Genomic DNA, 20,501 nt, shown 5'->3' on the forward strand with positions numbered 1-20,501 from the left:
CTTCGGCTTCGGCTTCGGCTTCGGCTTCGGCTTCGGCTTCGGCTTCGGCTTCGGCAAATGCTGGCACCAACTCAGTATCAAACGCCAGAGCTGCAGGTGCGGCATCGGCCGCTATTTCCTCGCCATCGAGCGAGAGTTCGGCTCCACTTGCCTGCAACTCGCTCAACCGCGCCACCAAGCCTGGTGCGGTCGGTGGCACTTGCTGGTTGAAAATCATGCCCAGCATGATATCGAGGGTGTTTACGGCATCGGCGAACAGATCTTTATGTTCACCGGCTTCGGCGCCCAGATTTTGCAGGCCATGCTCAACGGCGTAGGCTAGCTCCCCCTGTGGGCGGAAGCCCGCCGTCGAAGCGATACCACCCAGGGTATGGGCGGCCAGAATAAACTGTGGCTCGGTTTGATTGGTTTCCGCCAGCACGGCCACGCCATGCTGCAGCGCTGCCAAGTGTTTTTTGGCCTCATCGCAGAAGATGCCAAACAACACAGGTGACACAGCCACCGCGCCAATTTGGATGTCGGTATTTTCTTCGCTGAGCGCGGGCTCCTCGAGTGTTACTTCAGCCACCGGCGCAGGCGCTTCATCTTCACCCGTTTCAGCCATACTCCGCAGGGTATTGGCCTCCAGCTCAATTGCGCTGCTCTCTACCGAGACATGCCCCTCTTTTTGCAACTGTTGAACCCAGTTACCAAACGCGGTGTGGGTCAGTTCCAACAAGGCCAAGAGGCGTGGCGTGACTGGTTTTTCCAGCTGTAGCCATTTGTTCATCACCTGCTCGATCGACCAGGCCACTTCACCCAGTTGGAACAGCCCGACCATGCGGCCACTGCCCTTCAGAGTGTGGAAACTACGGCGGATGGTGGTGATGGCTTCGTGCTGCTGTGGATCGGTGCGCAGTACGTCAATATTCTGCTCAATCGCCGCCAGCACTTCGACCGCCTCTTCGAGATAGACCTCCAAGAGTTCGGCATCCATCGCCGCTTCTGAGACCGGCAGTGGTTTATTTTCAAGCACCGGCTCTGGCGCTTTCACTGCGACGGGCGCCTCAACAATACCCTGCACCTCGGGCTCGGCTTCCAGCGCCGCCAACGGGGCTTCTTCGATCAGAGCGGGCTGATCCTGCTCGCCTTGCAAGCGATGCAGCATCGGCAGTAGTTGATTCTCTTCATCCCGTTTTTGTGCAAGATCATCAACATAGAAGCCCAATGCCGACAGCGCCTCAGCAAGCTCTTCGAGCTTGCTTTGCTCTGGCAGCTCTTCGGCTTCCATATAACTGGTGATCCGCAACAGGCATTGGTGGCATAGCTCAACCGCCTGCGGGCGATCCAGCATCATCAGTGCGCCTTGCACCTGATGCAGCATCGGCTCGATTTGCTCAAGCTGGTGGCGCTGCGCCGGGTCACGGAAGAATGCATCCAGGATTTCTTCGATGCTTTGCAGATTGCTGCGAATCTCATTCGACAGCTGACCCAGCAACATCCGCTCCTGAGCTTCGCGACTCACTTCATCCAGCTGCGGTAATTCGTGGCTAGCCGCTGGGTCTTGCAAGCGGGCGAGCAGCGCATGAACTTGCTCGCTGAAATCTTCGGCCTGACTTGGATAAATCAGCAGCGCATTTTCGGCCAGCAAGAGCCCGGTGGCGATTTCCAGTGCCAAGGTGTCGGCCGCTTGCGGGCTATCGCTTGCCGTTAGCAAACCTTGCAACAAACCTGCAAAGCCATCAATTTGCAGCGCTTCGCTCTTGGCCAACACTTGGCGCAAATGCTGCTGCACTTGGCTGCGTTTTTCTTGATTGCCGCTGGCTACCCGCGCCCACAGATCTTTGGCTTGGCCCAATTCATCGCGCAAACTGCGCGCGAGCTGTTGCCCAGCAACGCTTTCGGCCGAGATGACGTCCTGCTCATTTGGCAGCATGGCCGCCAATTCAAACTGCTGCGCAAGACCTTTTGCCAGTGCGCTATCGGTATCGAGCTGGACCAGTACATACAACAAATCACGGAATAAGCGCTCGGCCACCTTGCTTGAGCCATCAGCCAAACGCCGAATTTGCAAATTCAAACGCAGCAGGAGCTGCTTAGGCTCAAGATCCAGCCCGGCGCGGTTAGTACCTAGGCCATCAATTACCGCCGCCGCGGTCCACCAGAAAGCACGCGGTATACTTGATGATTGCGCTTTGGCTAGCTCCGCCAAAGCGGCGGCCATCACTGGGGTGACCTGATTTTGCCCTTTCAGCCAGCGCAACAGGCCGCTCTCATAGCGTTTGCGCTGCTCGCGGATCAGCGCGGTGAGCGCTTCGGCCGCCAGCGGATTGCTGGGCAAGCCCACGGGCAAATCCAGCATCAGTTGCGGGAAAAACAATTCCGCCCCTGAAGCACTGCCTTTGCGCAACTGTGCCAGCAGCCGGAAGGTGGGCAGCAGGCTCAGTGGAATATTCGGCATGCCAGCCATCAGCCGTTGCAGATACTGATTGATATCGGCCAGGCCTTGCTCAATGGTGGGTAAGCTCTCGACGGTGAGGTCGCCACGCTCAAGGGCAAAAATCACCTGCTCAATTTCTTCGCAGAATCGCGCCACCCCAGTCAGCTCAACCAGCTCTAGCGCACCATAGGCTTGGTGCAAGTAACTAGCGGCATGTTTGAGATGGGAAGCATCGGATTTATCCTTGAATTGCTGCAAGGATTGCCGGGCCTGAGCCAGCGTATTCTCGATTTCTGCGTTCACCCACAGCAACGAGCTTTTATCGAATTCAGTATGCATGCTCATGGCAGAATCCCATGAAAGAAGGGTTGAACCAACGGTTCAACCCTGTCAGATCAGAAAAAAATCAAGACAGCTTGAAGCCGGCCACCGAAGACTTCAGCTCAGAGGCCAGACCAGTCAGCTCACCAACCGCTTCAGCCGACTGTTTGGTACCTTGGGTGGTTTGTTCAGTAATGGCCAAAATGTCACGCATAGTGTCGGTTACTTTGGCCGCCAATGCAGTTTGACCCTCAGTTTCGTGGGCAATCGATTCAATCAGACGAGCCAGTTCACGTGATACGCGACCGATCTCTGCCAGCGCCGTACCGGCCGAATCAGACAGTTTCGCCCCTTCCACTACACCTTGCGTCGACACTTCCATCGCCGCGACCGCATCGTGGGTATCGGCCTGAATCGTTTTCACAATCGCGCCAATCTGTTTCGTTGCTTCACCAGAGCGCTCCGCCAGTCGCTGAACCTCTTCCGCTACCACCGAGAAGCCACGGCCAGCTTCACCGGCGGCGGCGGCCTGAATCGCGGCATTCAAAGCCAGTACGTTGGTCTGTTCGGTAATGTCGGAGATCAACTCTACGATCTCGCCAATCTCTTGCGACGATTCGCCCAGACGTTTAATCCGTTTTGCAGTTTCCTGAATCTGCTCGCGAATCTCGTTCATCCCTTTAATTTGGTTATTTACCGCATCCGCACCCTGCTCTGCGGCTTGCAGCGAGGTTTGGGCTACATCTGCCGATTGGGCGGCGGTGGATGATACGTCCTGAATCGACTGAACGATCTGCTCAACGTTGCGATTAGTGGTTTCAATCTCGCGCGACTGACGCTCAGCGGCTTGCAGCAGCTGCTCAGAAATTTGCTGCGCCTGAGCGGTCGATGAATTTACCTTGTCAGTCGCACGGTTAATCCCCGTAATCAGCGTCCGCAGCTCTTCAATCGTAAAGTTAATCGAGTCAGCAATCGCACCGGTCAGGTCCTCGGTTACCGAAGCACGAATGGTCAGATCACCATCGGCCAAGTCACCCATTTCATTCAGCAAGCGCAAAATCGCGTCCTGATTTTTGCGGTTCTCAGCCTCGGAGGCCAAACGACGTTTTACCGACTCTTGGTTGAATACACGTACCAGCAACAGCAATGAGCCCAAGGCCAAACCGATCAGCACCAGCTCCAAGGCACCAACAATGAAACCACCGGTTTTATTGTCATACTGGGTTGCCAGTTCAGCGGTATCGGTCAGCAGCTTATCCGAATCTCGCACAATCGCCTGATTAGCCAAGCGAGTATTCACCAAGGGCTGCATATTGGTTGAGAACGAAGCCACCACCACTTCAAAGTCTTTAAACAGACTTTGAATCTGTTCGATTTTTTCGGCCAGCGCAGTGGTTTCTACCGCACGAATTTGCAGCTCTTGATTGCCTTCGGCAAAGCCTTTCAGGATTTCTTTAAACGTCGATACGTCTTTGCCCAAAAGGAATACCACCTCAGGGTTGATCAGCTCAGAGGCCAGCATCGCATTGGCGTTTTTCGACATCCGCTGCGACAACATCGACAGCTGATTGGCGTAGTCCAGTTCCCGCGCGTTTGCACCGCCATCGGCCAGCATCGAAGTCAGCTGCTGGGTTTGCTCGAGTAGCTTGGCATCATTGACGTTAATACCATCCACACTCTTACCAATGGTAATCAGCTGGGGTTTTTGCTTCAGAATGGTATCAACCGTTGGCCGGCTTGGATTAGGGCGGTAAGACGCATTCCAAGTTTCGGTAATCTTGCCGATCAGCTCAGAGCCAGAAACTTGAAACAGATTCCAAGAGCCTTGGGCATCGGTCAGTTCGGTCAAGTTGGCATCAAACTTGGTATAGGCGTCTTGCAAAATGCCAAACGCTTCTTCATTACCTTGCACCGCCTGATTAGACGCCCGTGCCAAACGCTGCGAAAGCATCTGCATTTCCGTCGCAATCGCTTGGTGGTTGGCATTGGTTTCCGCTGAGCGGAAAGACAAAAATGCAGTCAGCGCAAACAGCAGCAAACTGAGCACCATCACCAGCAGCAAGATGGCCATCTGTTGCCGTGATGGCAGATGCCCGATCAGCGGCAGCGGTTTAGCCAGCTGTGAAGTATCGCCTTCCGGCAGGCGGATTTTGTCCAAGATCCACGTTGTTCTCGACGGATCGAACGATTGCTTTTTCGGTTCGGCCTTTCCAGCCTGATCGCTACCCGAAAAGAGCCCCTTGATTTTATCCACCACTCCCATTGCTGCCTCCCAAACCACACCCAATAGTGATCGTTTTTATGCAATACCTGTTTGCAAAAAGCTTGGCTGTTTCGCCAGCTCTTCAATAATTAGTGTTTTCCATTCTGCCCCTGCCGCATCGCGATAGCGATCACCCAGCCAAGGTGGCGCATCGGCCGCCGCAGGCTCAGCGCTAAAATCGGCCAAGTGTTTCAAGCCCAGCATTTTATTAACCAGGATTGCCGCATGCGGCAAATGCCGAGGCTGCAACATCACCAGCCGCGACATATTGTTAAACCCAGGATGGCTCAAACCCAGAAACGCAGGCAGGTCGGTTACGCTGACCAAATTTCCGCGCACATTGGCGATGCCCTTAAACCAAGGATGAGCCAGCGGCACCCCCGCGACCAAGGGCAGCGGCATCACTTCAGCGACGTCACCTAAATCCACCAGCCAGTTTTCCGTACCAATCTGAATACCCAAACGCGCATCGACCTGAGCCACTGCGGCGGCAGATTGCAAGCGGTCCATTACCCCTTGCTGGTACTCTCGCAAACTAATCCGTTTTGCCATGCTGAGCCCTACCGAGAATTACAGACTGGCAATTTTGCTAAGCAACTCTTGCGAATCCACAGGTTTTACGACGTACTCAACCGCGCCCTGGCGCTTCGCCCAGACCATATCGGTTTCTTGATTTTTCGAGGTACACATGATGATAGGGATATGCTTAGTCGCTTCATCGCGACTGATGGTGCGGGTAGCCTGAAAGCCATTCATACCCGGCATTACCACATCCATCAGGATCAAATCAGGCATCAGGTCTTTGGTCTTGGCAACAGCTTCTTCACCCGACTCCAAAGTCATAATCTGAAAACCGTTTTTCGTTAGCAATTCACCCAAGAAATGACGTTCGGTTGGAGAATCATCAACGATCAGGATTTTTTTGATGGCCATTTCGGTTTATCCACAAAGTAAATTCAATCAACAAATTAGGCTAAGCCAGCGTGTGAGCGTACCGCAGTCAACAAGCTGTCTTTGGTAAATGGTTTGGTTAGGTATTCGTCAGAGCCCACCATGCGCCCACGTGCACGGTCAAACAAGCCATCCTTAGAAGACAGCATCACCACTGGGGTTGACTTAAAGCGCGGGTTCTTTTTGATCAAGGCGCAGGTCTGATAACCATCCAGACGCGGCATCATAACATCGACAAAAATGACATGCGGATGATGATCGGCAATTTTGGCCAAGGCATCAAACCCATCTTCAGCCAAGATCACTTCACATCCGGCCTGCCCTAGGAAGATCTCGGCACTGCGGCGGATGGTGTTGCTATCATCGATCACCATCACTTTAACACCCGCTAAACTCGACATCTCAACCTCCCCGATTCCATTGCCGCGCGCGGCACACGGCTGACACTGCAACGATAGCACAGGCGCTTTAAAGCGCGTGTTATCTAGTTGATTTTCTATTAAGGCTAAAATCTTATGCTGGCGGGAAGGATTTAGACAAGGCTAATACAGAAAGCGTAGAAAAAAAGAAACCCCAGCCGAAATTATCCTTGACTGGGGCCACATAGATGCTCCAAACGGAGCCCCGCTCAGGGAGGAAAAGCGGGAGGTGCAGGGGCGCACCTAGAGTTCAAAATAGCCGGACTGACTCATTAAGCAAGGAAATTTATTCCCCGTCCATCGGCTCTTCATCCTGCTCGGTAGCCATCGCAGCCGCAAACCAAGCCCCCACCACTTGCTCGACTTCATCAACGCCCTGTTTTTTCAAACTGGAAAACAGCTGCACCGTGATATGCGGATAATCGGCGAATTCTTTTTTCACCGTGCGCAGCGCTTGGGTTTTTTCTTGGTTATTGAGCTTATCAGCCTTGGTCAGCACGCAATGAATCGGTTTGCCGGTCGGCATAAAGAAATCGAGCATCAGCCGATCCAGCTCGGTCAACGGGCGGCGGCTATCCATAATCAGCACGAGGCCAATCAGATTCGGGCGGGTTTCCAGGTATTTCCCCAAAAGGCCCTGCCAATGCAGGCGGATTTTTTCAGGCACCGCGGCATAACCATAGCCGGGCAAGTCCACCAGTCGCCGTAACTGGCCAAAATCGAAGTAATTGATATGCTGAGTACGGCCAGGTGTTTTTGAAACATATGCAAGCCGGGTGTGATTGGCCAGCGTATTGATTGCACTGGATTTACCAGCATTAGAACGACCAGCAAAGGCCACTTCTAGCCCGTCGGGTGGAAGTGCTTTTAAATCATTGACGGTAGTGAGAAAAGTAAGGCCTTGAAATAGGGACATCTGAAAGCGCCATAGTGGTTTGTATCGGGGTCTTGCTATAGAATACCAGCATTTGATAGACCATCGTCGGCAACAACCGGACAAAAGTCCACCCAAAGCACCGACAAATACGCACAATTACGGGAGCGGATTTATGCGCAGCACGACTGTAGCAATCAAGCTAGCAGCACTTTTGATGATGGCGCCGGCAGTTTTCGCCGCCGGCAGCAAAGGCGACCCCAGCAAGGGCAAAGTGATCGTCGATCAAGTTTGTGCCGCCTGTCACGGCGTTGATGGCAACAGTGTCGCAAGTGCAAACCCGCGTCTGGCTGGCCAGCACCCAGAATACATTGTGAAGCAGTTGCATGAATTCAAGACCCAAAAGCGTAAAAATGCCGTGATGCTGGGTATGGCTACCCCGCTGTCAGATGCCGATATGGCCAATGTGGCCGCTTATTTCAGCCAGCAAAAACCGAAAGCTCAAGGCGCCTCAAATAAAGAATTGATCGAAGCCGGCAAGAAAATCTACCGCGGCGGCGTTGCCAGCAAAAACGTACCTGCCTGTATGGCCTGTCACGGCCCAGCGGGTTCGGGCATTCCTGGCCAATACCCACGCCTGAGCGGCCAACATGCGGCTTACACTGCGGCCCAGCTGACTGCATTCCGAGTCGGCGAGCGCAACAACAACCAGCCGATGAGCGAAATCGCCGCCAAATTGTCTGACCAAGAGATCAAAGCGGTTTCTGAGTACATTCAGGCACTTCATTAATCATTCGCGCAGGAACTTGCGGTTCCTGTTGCTTACCAAGAGGGGTCAAGGTCAGCACGACCTCTGCCCCTTTTTTAGTTTATGACCCAAGCTTCCCGCCATTTGCCCTTCCGCCGCGCCTTGTTTGACCTGCTGTCATCCATGCGCTTTGCCATCAGCCTGCTCACCATTCTGGCCATTGCGTCCATCATCGGCACCGTTTTAAAACAGAACGAGCCCTATGTGAATTACCGGGTGGAATTTGGTGAGTTCTGGTTCAGCATTTTCCAGCCCTTGGGGCTGTTTGATGTTTACCACGCCAGCTGGTTTCTGGTTATTCTGACCTTCCTCGTGGTATCGACCAGTTTGTGCATCTGGCGTCACTGGCCGGGCGTTGTGCGCGACTTCAAAGGCTACCGCGAAAAAGCCAGCTTAAATTCGCTGCGCCTGATCAGCCACCACACGGAACAAGCTAAGCGCCTAGAAACCAGTGCCATTGAAAGTTATCTGCAACGCGAAGGTTATCGCTACAAAATCCGCCACGAGGGCGATACCACCCTGCTGGCGGCTAAAAAAGGCAGCTGGCAAAAACTGGGCTATCTTTTTGCTCATTTGGCGATTGTGGTGATTTGTATTGGCGGCCTGATGGATGGCAATTTGCCATTAAAACTACTGGAAACCTTTGGCCTGAAAGCCCCGGAAGTACGGGATATTCCACAAAGCCAGATTCCAGCCATCAGCCGGCTTGAGAGCAATAATCTGTCTTTCCGTGGCAATGTCACCTTAAGCGAAGGGAGCAGCGCTTCAGTCGTGTTTCTGAATGCCGGCAATGGCTATTTTGTGCAAGAGCTGCCCTTCGCGCTCAAACTCAAAAAATTTCATATTGAGCATTACTCCACCGGGATGCCCAAGCTGTTTGCCAGCGATATTGATGTGCTGGATCTACAAAGTGGCAAGGTCATCCAAAGCGGCACGGTGAAAGTGAATCACCCGCTGATCGTTGATGGGGTAGCCATCTATCAGGCCAGCTTTGGCGATGGCGGCTCGGGCCTGGAATTTATGCAGTGGGATCTGGCCAGCGGCAAAACCAGCCCGCTCAATACCCGCTCGCAAACCAATCAAGCCCTCACTTTAGCTGGCCGCCAATATCAACTGGAAGTCGGCGATCTGCGCCCGTTCAATATCGAAGATCTTGGCAAACCCGCCGAAGGCAGCACTTCGGCTGTCGCGGTGGATAAACTGCAAGAGCGGCTGGCCAGCGCGCAAGCCGTCACCAGCAGCAAAAATCTGCGCAACCTTGGCCCTATGGTGCAATTCAAATTGCGCGATGACACCGGCCAAGCGGTGGAATATCAAAACTATATGGCTCCGTTTTTTGAAAATGGTGCCAGCTACTTTATGACGGGTATACGCCGGGAAGTATCAGCACCATTTAGCTTCGTGCGCATACCCCTAGATAGCGACAACCAGATCGCCAGCTTTATCCGCCTGCGCCAAACCTTGCTGGATCCAAGCCTGCATGCGGAGATCGCTCGCCGCACCGCGGCCAAAGCTCAAGCTGGCGGTGGCGTGTCGGCACAAAGCCAAGCTCAGTTTGCCGAAGTCACCCAAACGGTACTCAGCCAATTTGCGCAAGGCGGCCTGCCAGCGATTGATCGCTTCTTGGCCGAGAAAGTCCCCGATGACAAACGCCAAGCCGTAGCGCAAACCTATCTAAAAGTCCTGCAGGGTGCGGTGATTGATGCCATGGATGTGGCCACCGGCCGCGCGGGGCTGCCACAACTGCCGATGAATGAAGCCAACTATCGCTTTCTGATGGATAGCTTGGTGGCCACCAGCCAGCTGTTTGATTACGGCAGCCCGATTGTCCTGCAACTGAATGGCTTTAACGAGGTCAAAGCGAGCGGCTTCCAGCTCACCCGCTCACCCGGCAAGAACGTGGTGTATCTGGGTTCGCTGCTGCTGATTCTGGGCGTATTCTGCATGTTCTACATCCGGGACAACCGGCTGTGGGTGCATCTGAGCGAGCAAGGCACCTTGCTGGCGATGAGCAGCAATCGCAAAACCCCGGATCTGGATCGCGAATTTGCCCGCCACCAGCAACAACTGCTGGGGCAGAAACCTACCGAGCAAGAGTCTGACGCATGAATGCACTTACCCCCGCCCGCAACTGGGCCGACTATGGTTACGCGGCACTAATTGTGCTGGCTGGCTGCCTGACTTGGCAGCTCTATCACGGCTATCTGGATTATTACGAGCAAGGCATTTTGCTGGGCTCAGCCGCCGGCCTGATCTGGCTGGGCTGGTTCTGGAAACCCATGCGCTGGTATTTCCCGCTCACGGCCTTGCTGGCACTGGCGGCCATTGGCTTGTATCAGGGCGAGCTTGCCCGTGGGCAGAGCGCGTTCTGGCTCAAGTACATCCTGTCTAGCCAATCGGCGGTGATGTGGATGTGCGTGCTTTTTTTCTTGGCAATGTTTGTTTACTGGCTGGGCCTCTTTAAACGCTCGGCCACCGCGCTGCGGGTTGCCACTGGCCTAACCTGGGCCGCCGCCGTCATGGCCATGACCTCCAAGCTGGTGCGCTGGTATGAAAGCTATCTGATCGGTGCCGACATTGGGCATATCCCGGTCTCGAATCTTTACGAAGTATTTATTCTGTTCTGTCTGATCACCGCGCTGATGTATCTGTATTACGAGGCGAAATTTCAGGCTCGCTCCATGGGCGCGTTTGTACTGCCGATTATCTGTGCGGCCGTCGCCTTTATCATCTGGTACACCTTTGATCGACAGGCGCATGAAATTCAGCCACTGATTCCGGCACTGCAATCGTGGTGGATGAAGATCCACGTGCCAGCGAACTTTGTTGGCTATGGTGCGTTCGCGATCGCCGCTATGTTGGGCATTGCCTGGCTGTTGGCCAGCCCGAAAGCCATCCAGCCCGCCACTCGCAAAGGCCTGCTGGTGGGCTCGCTGGCCGTGTTTGCACTCACCCTGCTTGCCCACCTGAACGCCGCCAGCCTCGCTAGCGATCCAAATAACCTCACCGGCGTTGGCTTTGCGGCGAAATTTGGCTATAGCATTGCCGGCCTGCTGCTGGTTGCCGCCAATCGTGGCCGCTTGCAGCATGTCTTCCCTAAGCCCGACATGCTGGAAGAAGTGTCATACCAAGCCATTGCCGTCGGCTTTCTGTTTTTCACCATCGCCACCGTACTGGGTGCAATGTGGGCAGCAGATGCCTGGGGCGGCTACTGGAGCTGGGATCCGAAAGAAACCTGGGCGCTGATCGTGTGGCTGAATTACGCCACCTGGCTGCATATCCGGCTGGTGAAAGGCTGGCGCGGTGAAGTGCTGGCTTGGTGGTCGGTGGTCGGGCTGTTTATTACCACTTTTGCCTTTATTGGCGTGAATATGTTCCTCTCCGGCCTGCACTCCTACGGCGGGCTGTAGACCAGAGCTGTTTGACGCCAACAGGCCACCCACGGGTGGCCTGTTTCCATTTTGCAACAATCGTTTGAAACTGCCCGCCAGCCAAAAGCGCCAGCAAATCAGCGCAAAAGCCTTGTTAATACAGGCTTTGCATCATCATTTGCTTATTCTTGCGCCGCCGCAAGATACCCCGGTAACATTTCCACACACCCACGGGTGCAAGGTCGGCGATAACATGTTCGCTCGCTATGCTGCTACGCCACAAAAAGGCATGTTTACACCATGGATAACAACACGCTATTCATCCGCACGGAACTCGGCAACCACGAGCTGCAAAACCGCTCGGCCGGCTTCCCGATCAAGCAGCGTCAACTGCTGTTTCTGATTGATGGCCAGAACCGGATCGCCGATCTGGCCGCTTTTAGCCCAAATCTGGAAGAGCTCAAACTCCGGCTGGTTAAGCTAATGGAGCTGGGCCTGATCGTTGAAGAAGGCGCGCGCCAGCCACCTGAGCGCCTGCCCAGCATTTTCGATCCAACGGTACAACCAACCATCCCGCCACCAGGCTCAACCCCGCTCAAAGGCCTGCCCAGCGCTAAAGCGCTACAGAATGTGCGCCGGATCATCAGCATGACCGACCAGACCTATCTGGGCGGCAAGCTGGAATTTATGCTGCAGGATGTATTCGATGTGATGAGCACACCGGAAGAGCTGCAGTTTTGTATTGACCGCTGGCAGCGCACCATGCGCGACGCCGGCCTTAACGACATGGCCGATTCGTATATGTGGCAGGTGCGCAGCGCGCTGAGCGATTAACGTTTAGCGACGCGGCGTCATGATCGCCGCCAAGAGTTGTGCTTCCAGCAGCGCCCAATCGGGCGCTGTTGTGCTTTCTACGATCACCTCAAAACGACTATCGCGGCGGTAGGCGCTAGGCGCAGCGCCCACCATTCCTTCCACCCAGTCAAAGCGATACCAGTCGCGCTCGGTCTGAAACACCCCTTTTGCCCGACTCAAGCCCACCAGCCCAAGGTTATCGGGGCTTTGCAGCGCTTCAAACAAGCCCGCCACCTGGGCACTGGCAAACCAAGTATCGGGCGAGAAAATCCAGCCGCAGCTATGCGAGCCAAGGCTGGATTGCGTTTTGCGCACCGGCCACACCAGAGGCTGCTCGCCGGCATCCGCAGCCGGAGCTGCCTTGCGGCGCGGCAGCAAACGATGCCCCTGCGGCGCTGCCACGGGCTCTGCTGGCCAGCGCTCGGGGTGTAATTCCAGGTCCAACAAATCAGCCGCAAAAACGCCCTGCCGCGCTCGCTGTACAGCCAGTTTGGGCGGAAACTGGGCGGCCGCCATCTGCTCAGCCGCCGTGATTTGCGCCTCGTCGGCCAGATCACATTTATTCAGCACCAGCACATCGGCCAATTGCAGCTGATCGCGCCACGTTTCGTGCGTGGTGTAGCGGCTATCGGCCAGATGCCGCGGATCAAGCAAGGTGACAATCGCGCGCAATTCAAAGGCGCTAGCGAGCATTGGGTCGCGCAATAAATCCACAATACCCGCGGGGTGTCCCAACCCAGAAGGCTCGATTAATAAGCGCTGCGGACGAATACCCCTGGCTAACTTGGTGAGTGTGACTCGCAGCTGCGGGCTGGTGGTGCAGCAAATACAACCGCCCGGCACTTCCGCCACCTGCAAGCCCTCACCCGCGGCCGACAGGCTCGCGCCATCAATCCCCACCTCGCCAAATTCGTTCACCACAATGACCCAGTATTCATCGGCCGGTTTATTCGCCAGCAAATGCATGAGGGCGGTGGTTTTACCCACCCCGAGAAAACCGGTAACGATATTGACAGGGATTGGGGCAGCGGCAGATGTCATAGCAGGCTCGGTGTTTATTCGGATTTCGGGGCCGGTTTGTGTTCGCGCTTCTTGCTTTCATCGGTATGCAAGAGGCTCATTGCTTGGCCACTTTGCCCGGCCAACAGCTTAGGCAACACGCTCAAGGCCTTGATCACGGCCTTATCGATTTCTTCCTGCTCTTCGCGCCGCGGCGGTTTCAGCACAAAATTAGCCACCTCGGCCTTATTGCCCGGATGCCCGATGCCTAAGCGCAAGCGCCAGTAATTGGGCGTGCCCAGATGGGCCTGAATATCGCGCAGACCATTATGCCCACCGTGACCACCACCTTGCTTGAGTTTGGCCAAACCGGGCGCCAGATCCAGCTCATCGTGCACGACCAAAATTTCGTCAGGCAGAATTTTATAAAACTGCGCCAGCGCCACCACCGCGAGGCCGCTGCGATTCATATAGGTTTGCGGCTGCAATAGCCAAACATCATGGCCAGCCAGATTCACCCGCCCCACTTGGCCGTGAAATTTGCTGTCCTGCCGCAGCATAATCTTGCCATCGCGGGCGAGCTCATCCACCAGCCAGAAGCCCGCATTGTGACGGGTGGCCGCGTATTCGGCGCCCGGGTTGCCCAACCCTACGATTAATTTTATTGTCATATCCAGCTCAATTAATAGCCTGCTAAACGTTCAGACGAATCATACCGCACCTACATTCGCCCACCCTACACATGCTAATTGAGTCCATATTCCATAATTTCTTCATCAGCACTGAGCACCTGCACCGAGTGCCACCCCTGCGAGCGGTAAAAACCATAAGCTCTTAATCTGGGATCTGGCACAGCGCTGAGCCAGATTCTTGGCACACCGTGCGCCTGCAGAGTGGCTACCGCTTGCTCAAGCAATTGACGACCAATACCCAAGCCTTCGTATTCCGGTGCAACGGCCAATACCAACATTTCGCCAGAGCGAATATCAACAGCGCAAAAGCCAGCGTAATTTTCGTTGAGTTCGCACAACCAGCCGACATGCCATCCTCGCTCTAGCGCAACAGCCGCACTGCATGGCGTAATGCCTAAAGCTTCGAGCTGCGACAAACTAAGCGGGTTTTCCCGCGTTCGGCTGCGCAGAGTAAAAAGATGCGGCAAGTCATCGGCTTGTGTTTTTCTAATCAGCATGTTTTTTGCCAAAGTGATATGAAAAAACCCCGCCAAAGCGGGGTTTCTCGTTAGGCTCTACCGAGGTGCGAAAGCTTAGCCTTTCGCGCCGTTCAGCAGAGAAACCGCCAGGTCTGCACCGCGCAGCAGTGAAACCAGTTGTACGCCTTCTGGCAGAACCAGATCTGACAAGTGTACAGACAGGTTGCCTACAGCCAGGTTGGCTTGGTCAACAGTGATGTACTCTGGCAGTTTAGAAGCAGCACAACGAACCATTACTTCTTTCAGTACGTTGCTGATGCTACCGCCTTGCAGTTTAACGCCTTGGCAAGTATCGCCATTCACGAAGTGCAGAGGTACTTTCAGCTCAACAACGGTGTCGCTGTTTACGCGCTGGAAGTCAACGTGCAGTACTTGCTGTTTGAACGGGTGGTATTGCACCGCGCGCAGCAGAACTTGCTGAGCCGCTGCACCGTCAACTGACAGGTTGATCAGAGCGGTGTGGAATTTCTCGTCTTGCAGCGTGTAGTACATGCTGTTGTGATCGAGGGCGATAGCTTGAGGCTCGCCTGCACCGTAAACGATGGCTGGCAGTTGGCCAGCTTTACGCAGGCGGCGGCTCGCACCAGTACCCTGCAGTTCACGGGCTTTAGCTTGAATTTCGAAAGTCATTTTTAAAACTCCAGTTTGGATAACAACATACGCCCCCCGCGACCAGAGAAGCATATGATTCAGAGGGTATATCCTCAGAATGCTTTTACTACAAAGCCTGCAGGGCAATACCTGCAGGCCGTATAAATCAATTAATCAACGAACAGGCTAGACACCGACTCTTCGTTGTTGATGCGGCGCATGGTTTCTGCCAACAGGCCCGCAATCGAAACAACGCGCACACGACCGCTGGCTTGCGCTTCTTCCGACACCGGAATGGTGTCAGTCACCACAACTTCATCCAGCGCCGACTGCAAGATGCGCTCTACCGCCGCGCCCGAGAATACCGGGTGAGTCGCATAAGCCATGACCTTTTTCGCGCCGAATTTTTTCAGTGCTTCAGCGGCTTTACACAGGGTATTGGCGGTATCGATCATGTCGTCGATGATGATACAGGTGCGATCTTTCACATCACCGATGATGTGCATCACCTCAGCCACGTTGGCTTTCGGGCGACGCTTGTCGATGATGGCCATATCCACACCCAGCTGTTTCGCCATCGCCCGCGCACGCAATACGCCGCCCACGTCAGGAGAAACAATCATCAGGTCTTCATGGTTTTTAGCGCGGATATCGGCCAGCAATACTGGCGTGGAATAAATATTATCCACCGGAATATCGAAGAAGCCTTGAATCTGGTCGGCGTGAACATCAACCGTCAACACGCGATCAACCCCGGCCACTTGCAGCATATTGGCTACGACTTTAGCCGAAATCGGTACCCGGGCTGAGCGCGGACGACGATCCTGGCGGGCATAACCGAAATAAGGGATAGCGGCGGTAATCCGGCCGGCCGAAGCCCGTTTCAGCGCGTCCACCATCAACATCATTTCCATGATGTTGTCGTTGGTCGGCACACAGGTGGATTGCAATACAAATACGTCACGACCACGGACGTTTTCCAGCAACTCCACCGTCACTTCTCCATCCGAGAAGCGGCCAACAGTGGCGCGCCCCAGAGAGATGTCCAGGTGATTCACTACACGCTCAGCAAGCCGTGGGTTGGCATTGCCGGTAAAAACCATGAGGCTGTCGTAAGCCATTTTCGATTCCTGAAAAACGAAAAGCGTGTAACCGGTGATTACACGCTTTTCTTTTTATAGGTGGCAGGGGAAGAAGGATTCGAACCTTCGCATGCCGGAATCAAAATCCGGTGCCTTAACCAACTTGGCGACTCCCCTAACGAATTTGCCGCTGACTTAGTCAGTCGCAAAATCGAGTAACTGGTGCTGACTTATTGAAGAGCAGGTAAACCCGGTCATCCCTTCAAGAAGGCAGGATATTACTGCATCCGCCTGATTTTGTGAAGCGTTTTTTTGCGCACTTTGCCGCGCAAACGCTGCAAACACACAACTGCCCGACCCCGTCATTCTAGCGGGCGCAAACTGATTGAGCCAGTCTAGCTGCGCGCCAATCAGGGGGAATTTTGCCACCGCAACGGCTTGCAAATCGTTGTGCAATTGCATCCAGTCGACTTCACCGGCCAGTAGCGCCGCCTTCACCGAGGCCGTATTCCGCGGCAAATCTGGGGAGCCAAAAATCGCGGGGGTAGGCACATGCACGGCCGGGTGTAGCACCACGAATTGCTGCTCGGGCACCGCTATCGGCGTCATGAGTTCGCCAATACCTTCTACCAGCGCCGTGCGCCCAAACAGAAAAAACGGCACATCGGCGCCCAGCTGCACACCCAGCGCCATTAAGGCCGCGCGGGATAAATTCAGCTGCCAGAGCCGATTGAGCGCCAGCAACACGGTGGCCGCATCGGAGCTCCCGCCGCCCATGCCACCGCCCATCGGCAGCACTTTATCCACCCGCAGATCCACCCCCAGCTGACAGCCCGTGTGTTGCTGCAACAGCCGCGCCGCCCGCACGGTGAGATCACTCTCAGCCGGCACCCCCGGCAGTGGATTGTGATGCACCACAGCCGCATCGTTCCGCACGCGCAGCCAGATCGTGTCTTGTCGATCAACCAGCTGAAAAATCGACTCCAGCAAATGATAACCATCGGCGCGACGGCCAGTGACATGCAAAAACAGGTTTAACTTGGCAGGGGCCGGATAGGCCTGAAAGCCCGCCGCATCAACGACGGGAAGATAAGAAGCTGTGCTCATGGTTGTGCGGCGACGCTCGCCTGCTGCCATTCGTTGATCAAAACGCGGATTTTAATCGCATCCTGCGCGCTGTCGAGCCGTTGCAACTCGATCCGATAGGGCCATTGGCCACCCCGGTAATCGCTAGGGCTAATCCGCCAGCCCGCCTGCACGAGGGTGTCGCCCTCGCGGCTAAATGCTGCCGTGGGCGCCGGTAAGCCACGCAACCACCAGCGCATCCCACTGACTGGCAACTGTACGCCGGTTAATTCCAGCAATAGTGCTTCAGGGTCGCGAGCCGTGCGGCGCTCGGTGCCGCGGTCAAGCTCGGCCTCGACCACCATATCTCGCTCATAGCGCAAACGCAACTCGGCCAAGGTATTACCCAACGGCGTATTCAGCGCCAGCGTGTCACGCTCGGCGCTGGCCTGCCAAACAAACTGCACGGTATCCGCCCGCTCAGCCTGGCGGATATTCACCCGCCCACTGGCGGCAAAGCCTTGCGCTGGCGGCGCCAACGGCGTCGAACTACAGGCTGCTAGCCACAAAGCCAGCAGCGCCAATCCCAATCCTTTCATCCGCTCAAAGCCCCAGGCGCCGGCGAGTTTCCAGCGCAACCTCATCATCCGGCTGGCGCGCCAGCGCTTCATCCAGCAGCGCTTTGGCACGCGCGATATCGCCTTGCTGCGCCAGCACTTCGGCCAGGTGGGCGGCGACTTCAGCATCTGGCATCTGCCGGTAGGCACGCTCTAATAATTGCTGCGCCTCGGCCACCTTACCCTGCTTAAAGCGCAGCCAGCCCAGCGAATCCAGAATCACCGGATTATCCGGCTGCATCGCAATAGCTTGCCCTAGGTAGGTATCCGCCTCAACGAGACGATCAGTGCGGTTCGCCAGGATATACCCCAGGGCATTGAGGCCATTCACGCTATTGGGCTGCTGCCGCAGAAATTCGCGCAAATCCGCTTCTGCCCCGGCGTAATCACCAGCCAGATCACGATACAGCGAGCGATCATAAAATAGCTCGGCCTCATCGGGCTGCGCCGCAACGGCTTTATCCAGCGCGGCCAATGCTTTATTCAGTTGCCGGCGCTCGCGCCAGACCTGCGCCTCGATCTGCGCTTTGCTGGCCTGCTCTTTCGCGGTGGCGACCGGTAGCGCAGCCAGCGCCTGATCGGCCTTGGCCTGCTGACCGAGCTTGGCATACAGCCGCGGCAAGCGTGGCTGCAGCAAGGCTTGCTTATCGGTGCCCGCTTTCAAATACCAATCCACCGCATCTTGATATTGGTGTTGCTGCTCGGCCACCTGCCCCAGATACGGGGCCAGCTGGCTGGTGGCCGCGGGGTTGAGCGTGACCGCGCGCAGCAAGCTGCGCTGTGCCTTGGCCACTTCATTAAGTTGCATGGCCACCAAACCATGGCCGATCAGCGCTTCGAGCTGATCCGGGTTTTTCGCCAGCACCTGCTCGTAGGCGCTCAGGGCCGGCACCAATTCGCCACTATCTGCCGCCAAGCGCGCTTGCGCGAGTACCACGCCCAGCGATTGCGGATTATTTTTTGCAGCCTGCGCCAGTAGTTGGGCTGAGGCTTGCGGGTCTTTGCCTTCCAGTAGCTGCACTTTATACAGCACCGCTGGCTCCCAATCTGGCCGTTGCTTCAGGGCCAGATTCAGCTCGGCCAGCGCAGGGTCGATTTGCTTGGCACCGCCATAGCCAACCGCGCGAGCAAAATGGGCCTCGGGTAGATTATCGTAGCGCGCAGTTAGCTCGAGCGTGAGATCGAGTACGGCTTGGCGATCCACTTCTTTGGGCCACAGCTGATGCATTTGCAGGAAAAAGGGCGCCACTTCGCTGGGCTTAGCTGCAAACATCGCTTGCAGATGCGGCTTGGCTTCAATCAGCCGGCCACTACGCAGTAATAAGCTTACCATCAGCTGCCGTGCCGCGAGCGCCTCGGGGGCAGCGGCAATCCAGATTTCGGTCGCTTCTTGCGCCAACACCAATTGCCCAGAGGCCACAGCAAGCTGGGCCGCTCGCTGCGCCACACGTGGGTCTTTGGATTTGCGCGCCAGATCCACCCAGGCTTCGGCGGCGAGGCCAAATTGACCACGTTGCGCTGCGATATCACCCACTAAGAAGCGCAACATCAGCTCATCGCTCATTTCCAGCTTGGGTAGCTGCGCTTCGCTGTATTGGGGCAGCGCATCGGCATCATTATCGGCGGCAGCTGGCGTCGGGCTGGGGGTGGCCGCTGGCGGCAAGGTACTGGCGCAGCCACCAAGCCATAAACTCAGGGAAACCAAGACAGCACGAAGGGGGAAAGTCATGAATGCTCCAACAGTGAGCGGCGACAAACGGAATGTCGATATTAGGTAAACTAGGCGGCAAAGTCCAACTGCAGGCCCTGCCCCATGCCCGAACTCCCCGAAGTAGAAACCACCCGCCGCGGAATTGAGCATCATCTTTTACAGCAAACCATTGCTGACATCATAGTGCGCAACCCGCGGCTACGCTGGCCTGTGCCGGCCGAGCTGGCGCAGATTTTGCCCGGGCAAACCATTTTATCGGTGCGCCGGCGAGCCAAATATTTACTACTCGAAGTAGAGCGCGGCACCGTGCTCATTCACCTCGGTATGTCGGGCAATCTGCGGGTATTAACCGAAAACTATCCGGCCGAAAAACACGACCATATCGATCTGGTGCTCGCCAATGGCCATTTGCTGCGCTATCGCGACCCCCGGCGTTTTGGTGCCTGGCTGTGGCTCACCGGCGACCCACTGCTGCACCCGCAGCTCGCGGCACTCGGCCCCGAGCCATTAAGCGCAGCGTTTGATGCCACTTATCTGGCTGGCCAGCTTGCCAATAAACGCACCCCGATCAAACCCAATTTAATGGATAACCACATCGTGGTCGGCGTCGGCAATATTTATGCCTCCGAATCACTGTTTCGCGCCCGCATCAACCCGCAGCGCCCGGCCAACAGCCTAACAGCGGCCGAAATCAGTCGCCTAGTAAATGAGATCAAGCACACACTTACCGAGGCGATTACTGCTGGCGGCAGCACTTTAAGGGATTATGTGGATACCGATGGCAAGGCCGGATACTTCATGATTAATAGTTATGTCTATGGCCGCGCGGGCCAGCCTTGCCGGGTGTGTAGTACTGCAATTACAACAATCCGGCAGGCGCAGAGGGCGACTTTCTATTGTCCGCGCTGCCAAGATTGACAAGCGCCAGAGGGCGCGGCATAAACA

19 protein-coding genes and 1 tRNA gene are annotated in these 20,501 nt (G+C 55.6%); 5 read left to right on the forward strand and 15 right to left on the reverse strand.

Annotated elements, in window-relative coordinates; genetic code table 11:
* The 6 genes from QV747_RS03785 to yihA form a co-directional block, all read right to left on the reverse strand.
* A partial coding sequence (locus QV747_RS03785) for an Hpt domain-containing protein (protein ID WP_288791469.1) occupies positions 1 to 2,764 on the reverse strand: 2,764 nt, incomplete at its 3' end.
* 61 nt (positions 2,765 to 2,825) lie between these two features.
* Positions 2,826 to 5,003: a methyl-accepting chemotaxis protein gene (locus QV747_RS03790; RefSeq protein WP_028450399.1), complete on the reverse strand. Its 2,178-nt coding sequence runs from the start codon at positions 5,001 to 5,003 to the stop codon at positions 2,826 to 2,828.
* Positions 5,004 to 5,039: 36 nt separating this feature from the next.
* Complete coding sequence (locus QV747_RS03795; protein WP_273429680.1) at positions 5,040 to 5,513, reverse strand: chemotaxis protein CheW; 474 nt, start codon at positions 5,511 to 5,513, stop codon at positions 5,040 to 5,042.
* A 60-nt stretch (positions 5,514 to 5,573) separates the two neighbouring features.
* On the reverse strand, positions 5,574 to 5,930 hold the full coding sequence (locus QV747_RS03800) for a PleD family two-component system response regulator (protein ID WP_373277574.1): 357 nt from the start codon (positions 5,928 to 5,930) through the stop codon (positions 5,574 to 5,576).
* 41 nt (positions 5,931 to 5,971) lie between these two features.
* Positions 5,972 to 6,355, reverse strand: a complete 384-nt coding sequence (gene pilG, locus QV747_RS03805; protein ID WP_028450402.1) for a twitching motility response regulator PilG — start codon at positions 6,353 to 6,355, stop codon at positions 5,972 to 5,974.
* Positions 6,356 to 6,659: 304 nt separating this feature from the next.
* Positions 6,660 to 7,289, reverse strand: a complete 630-nt coding sequence (yihA, locus tag QV747_RS03810) for a ribosome biogenesis GTP-binding protein YihA/YsxC (RefSeq protein ID WP_273429677.1) — start codon at positions 7,287 to 7,289, stop codon at positions 6,660 to 6,662.
* Positions 7,290 to 7,422: 133 nt separating this feature from the next.
* Between yihA and QV747_RS03815 the strand changes: the two genes are divergently transcribed.
* The 4 genes from QV747_RS03815 (at position 7,423) to QV747_RS03830 (ending at position 12,260) form a co-directional block, all read left to right on the forward strand.
* Positions 7,423 to 8,037 carry a cytochrome c gene (locus tag QV747_RS03815; RefSeq protein WP_034619738.1) on the forward strand — a complete coding sequence of 205 codons (615 nt, stop codon included), beginning with the start codon at positions 7,423 to 7,425 and terminating at the stop codon, positions 8,035 to 8,037.
* Between the two features lie 81 nt (positions 8,038 to 8,118).
* A complete protein-coding gene (locus QV747_RS03820) occupies positions 8,119 to 10,164 on the forward strand; it encodes a cytochrome c biogenesis protein ResB (protein WP_273429674.1) in 2,046 nt (681 codons plus the stop codon).
* Entirely contained in the window at positions 10,161 to 11,465 is a 1,305-nt protein-coding gene (gene ccsB / locus QV747_RS03825; protein WP_273429672.1) for a c-type cytochrome biogenesis protein CcsB, read from the forward strand. Before QV747_RS03820 ends, ccsB begins: the two co-directional genes overlap by 4 nt.
* 261 nt (positions 11,466 to 11,726) lie before the next feature.
* Positions 11,727 to 12,260 carry a hypothetical protein gene (locus QV747_RS03830; RefSeq protein ID WP_028450407.1) on the forward strand — a complete coding sequence of 178 codons (534 nt, stop codon included), beginning with the start codon at positions 11,727 to 11,729 and terminating at the stop codon, positions 12,258 to 12,260.
* A 3-nt stretch (positions 12,261 to 12,263) separates the two neighbouring features.
* Here the strand turns inward: QV747_RS03830 and QV747_RS03835 are convergent, their stop codons facing one another.
* The 9 genes from QV747_RS03835 to QV747_RS03875 all read right to left on the reverse strand — a co-directional run bounded on the left by QV747_RS03835 (position 12,264) and on the right by QV747_RS03875 (position 19,574).
* A complete protein-coding gene (locus tag QV747_RS03835) occupies positions 12,264 to 13,322 on the reverse strand; it encodes a GTP-binding protein (RefSeq protein ID WP_273429669.1) in 1,059 nt (352 codons plus the stop codon).
* Between the two features lie 14 nt (positions 13,323 to 13,336).
* Positions 13,337 to 13,951, reverse strand: a complete 615-nt coding sequence (gene pth / locus QV747_RS03840; RefSeq protein WP_047396949.1) for an aminoacyl-tRNA hydrolase — start codon at positions 13,949 to 13,951, stop codon at positions 13,337 to 13,339.
* 74 nt (positions 13,952 to 14,025) lie between these two features.
* Positions 14,026 to 14,505: a GNAT family N-acetyltransferase gene (locus QV747_RS03845; protein WP_288791470.1), complete on the reverse strand. Its 480-nt coding sequence runs from the start codon at positions 14,503 to 14,505 to the stop codon at positions 14,026 to 14,028.
* A 39-nt stretch (positions 14,506 to 14,544) separates the two neighbouring features.
* Positions 14,545 to 15,120, reverse strand: a complete 576-nt coding sequence (locus tag QV747_RS03850; protein ID WP_028450410.1) for a 50S ribosomal protein L25/general stress protein Ctc — start codon at positions 15,118 to 15,120, stop codon at positions 14,545 to 14,547.
* A gap of 131 nt (positions 15,121 to 15,251) precedes the next feature.
* Entirely contained in the window at positions 15,252 to 16,202 is a 951-nt protein-coding gene (locus tag QV747_RS03855; protein ID WP_028450411.1) for a ribose-phosphate pyrophosphokinase, read from the reverse strand.
* 61 nt (positions 16,203 to 16,263) lie between these two features.
* Positions 16,264 to 16,340 (reverse strand) — tRNA-Gln (locus QV747_RS03860).
* 18 nt (positions 16,341 to 16,358) lie between these two features.
* Entirely contained in the window at positions 16,359 to 17,270 is a 912-nt protein-coding gene (ispE, locus tag QV747_RS03865) for a 4-(cytidine 5'-diphospho)-2-C-methyl-D-erythritol kinase (RefSeq protein ID WP_273429663.1), read from the reverse strand.
* Complete coding sequence (locus tag QV747_RS03870; protein WP_288791471.1) at positions 17,267 to 17,866, reverse strand: outer membrane lipoprotein LolB; 600 nt, start codon at positions 17,864 to 17,866, stop codon at positions 17,267 to 17,269. The genes ispE and QV747_RS03870 overlap by 4 nt, the downstream gene beginning before the upstream one ends.
* Positions 17,832 to 19,574 carry a tetratricopeptide repeat protein gene (locus QV747_RS03875; RefSeq protein ID WP_273429659.1) on the reverse strand — a complete coding sequence of 581 codons (1,743 nt, stop codon included), beginning with the start codon at positions 19,572 to 19,574 and terminating at the stop codon, positions 17,832 to 17,834. Before QV747_RS03875 ends, QV747_RS03870 begins: the two co-directional genes overlap by 35 nt.
* 84 nt (positions 19,575 to 19,658) lie before the next feature.
* On the opposite strand from QV747_RS03875, the gene mutM reads away from it, so the two are divergent.
* The gene (gene mutM / locus QV747_RS03880) at positions 19,659 to 20,474 is read left to right on the forward strand and encodes a bifunctional DNA-formamidopyrimidine glycosylase/DNA-(apurinic or apyrimidinic site) lyase (protein ID WP_273429657.1); all 816 of its coding nucleotides are present in this window, start codon (positions 19,659 to 19,661) and stop codon (positions 20,472 to 20,474) included.
* Positions 20,475 to 20,501 lie beyond the last annotated feature (27 nt).

It is taken from the genome of uncultured Chitinibacter sp., from assembly GCF_945957625.1.
GTDB lineage: Bacteria > Pseudomonadota > Gammaproteobacteria > Burkholderiales > Chitinibacteraceae > Chitinibacter > Chitinibacter tainanensis.

What these genes read in the sequence shown, in the direction of transcription:
- QV747_RS03830 (WP_028450407.1), top strand. Translation starts at nt 11,727, where the DNA reads ATGGATAACAACACGCTATTCATCCGCACGGAACTCGGCAACCACGAG.
- ispE (WP_273429663.1), bottom strand. Translation starts at nt 17,270, where the DNA reads ATGAGCACAGCTTCTTATCTTCCCGTCGTTGATGCGGCGGGCTTTCAG.
- pilG (WP_028450402.1), bottom strand. Translation starts at nt 6,355, where the DNA reads ATGTCGAGTTTAGCGGGTGTTAAAGTGATGGTGATCGATGATAGCAAC.
- QV747_RS03795 (WP_273429680.1), bottom strand. Translation starts at nt 5,513, where the DNA reads ATGGACCGCTTGCAATCTGCCGCCGCAGTGGCTCAGGTCGATGCGCGT.
- QV747_RS03855 (WP_028450411.1), bottom strand. Translation starts at nt 16,202, where the DNA reads ATGGCTTACGACAGCCTCATGGTTTTTACCGGCAATGCCAACCCACGG.
- QV747_RS03790 (WP_028450399.1), bottom strand. Translation starts at nt 5,003, where the DNA reads ATGGGAGTGGTGGATAAAATCAAGGGGCTCTTTTCGGGTAGCGATCAG.
- mutM (WP_273429657.1), top strand. Translation starts at nt 19,659, where the DNA reads ATGCCCGAACTCCCCGAAGTAGAAACCACCCGCCGCGGAATTGAGCAT.
- QV747_RS03835 (WP_273429669.1), bottom strand. Translation starts at nt 13,322, where the DNA reads ATGACATCTGCCGCTGCCCCAATCCCTGTCAATATCGTTACCGGTTTT.
- QV747_RS03815 (WP_034619738.1), top strand. Translation starts at nt 7,423, where the DNA reads ATGCGCAGCACGACTGTAGCAATCAAGCTAGCAGCACTTTTGATGATG.
- ccsB (WP_273429672.1), top strand. Translation starts at nt 10,161, where the DNA reads ATGAATGCACTTACCCCCGCCCGCAACTGGGCCGACTATGGTTACGCG.
- QV747_RS03820 (WP_273429674.1), top strand. Translation starts at nt 8,119, where the DNA reads ATGACCCAAGCTTCCCGCCATTTGCCCTTCCGCCGCGCCTTGTTTGAC.
- yihA (WP_273429677.1), bottom strand. Translation starts at nt 7,289, where the DNA reads ATGTCCCTATTTCAAGGCCTTACTTTTCTCACTACCGTCAATGATTTA.
- QV747_RS03875 (WP_273429659.1), bottom strand. Translation starts at nt 19,574, where the DNA reads ATGACTTTCCCCCTTCGTGCTGTCTTGGTTTCCCTGAGTTTATGGCTT.
- pth (WP_047396949.1), bottom strand. Translation starts at nt 13,951, where the DNA reads ATGACAATAAAATTAATCGTAGGGTTGGGCAACCCGGGCGCCGAATAC.
- QV747_RS03850 (WP_028450410.1), bottom strand. Translation starts at nt 15,120, where the DNA reads ATGACTTTCGAAATTCAAGCTAAAGCCCGTGAACTGCAGGGTACTGGT.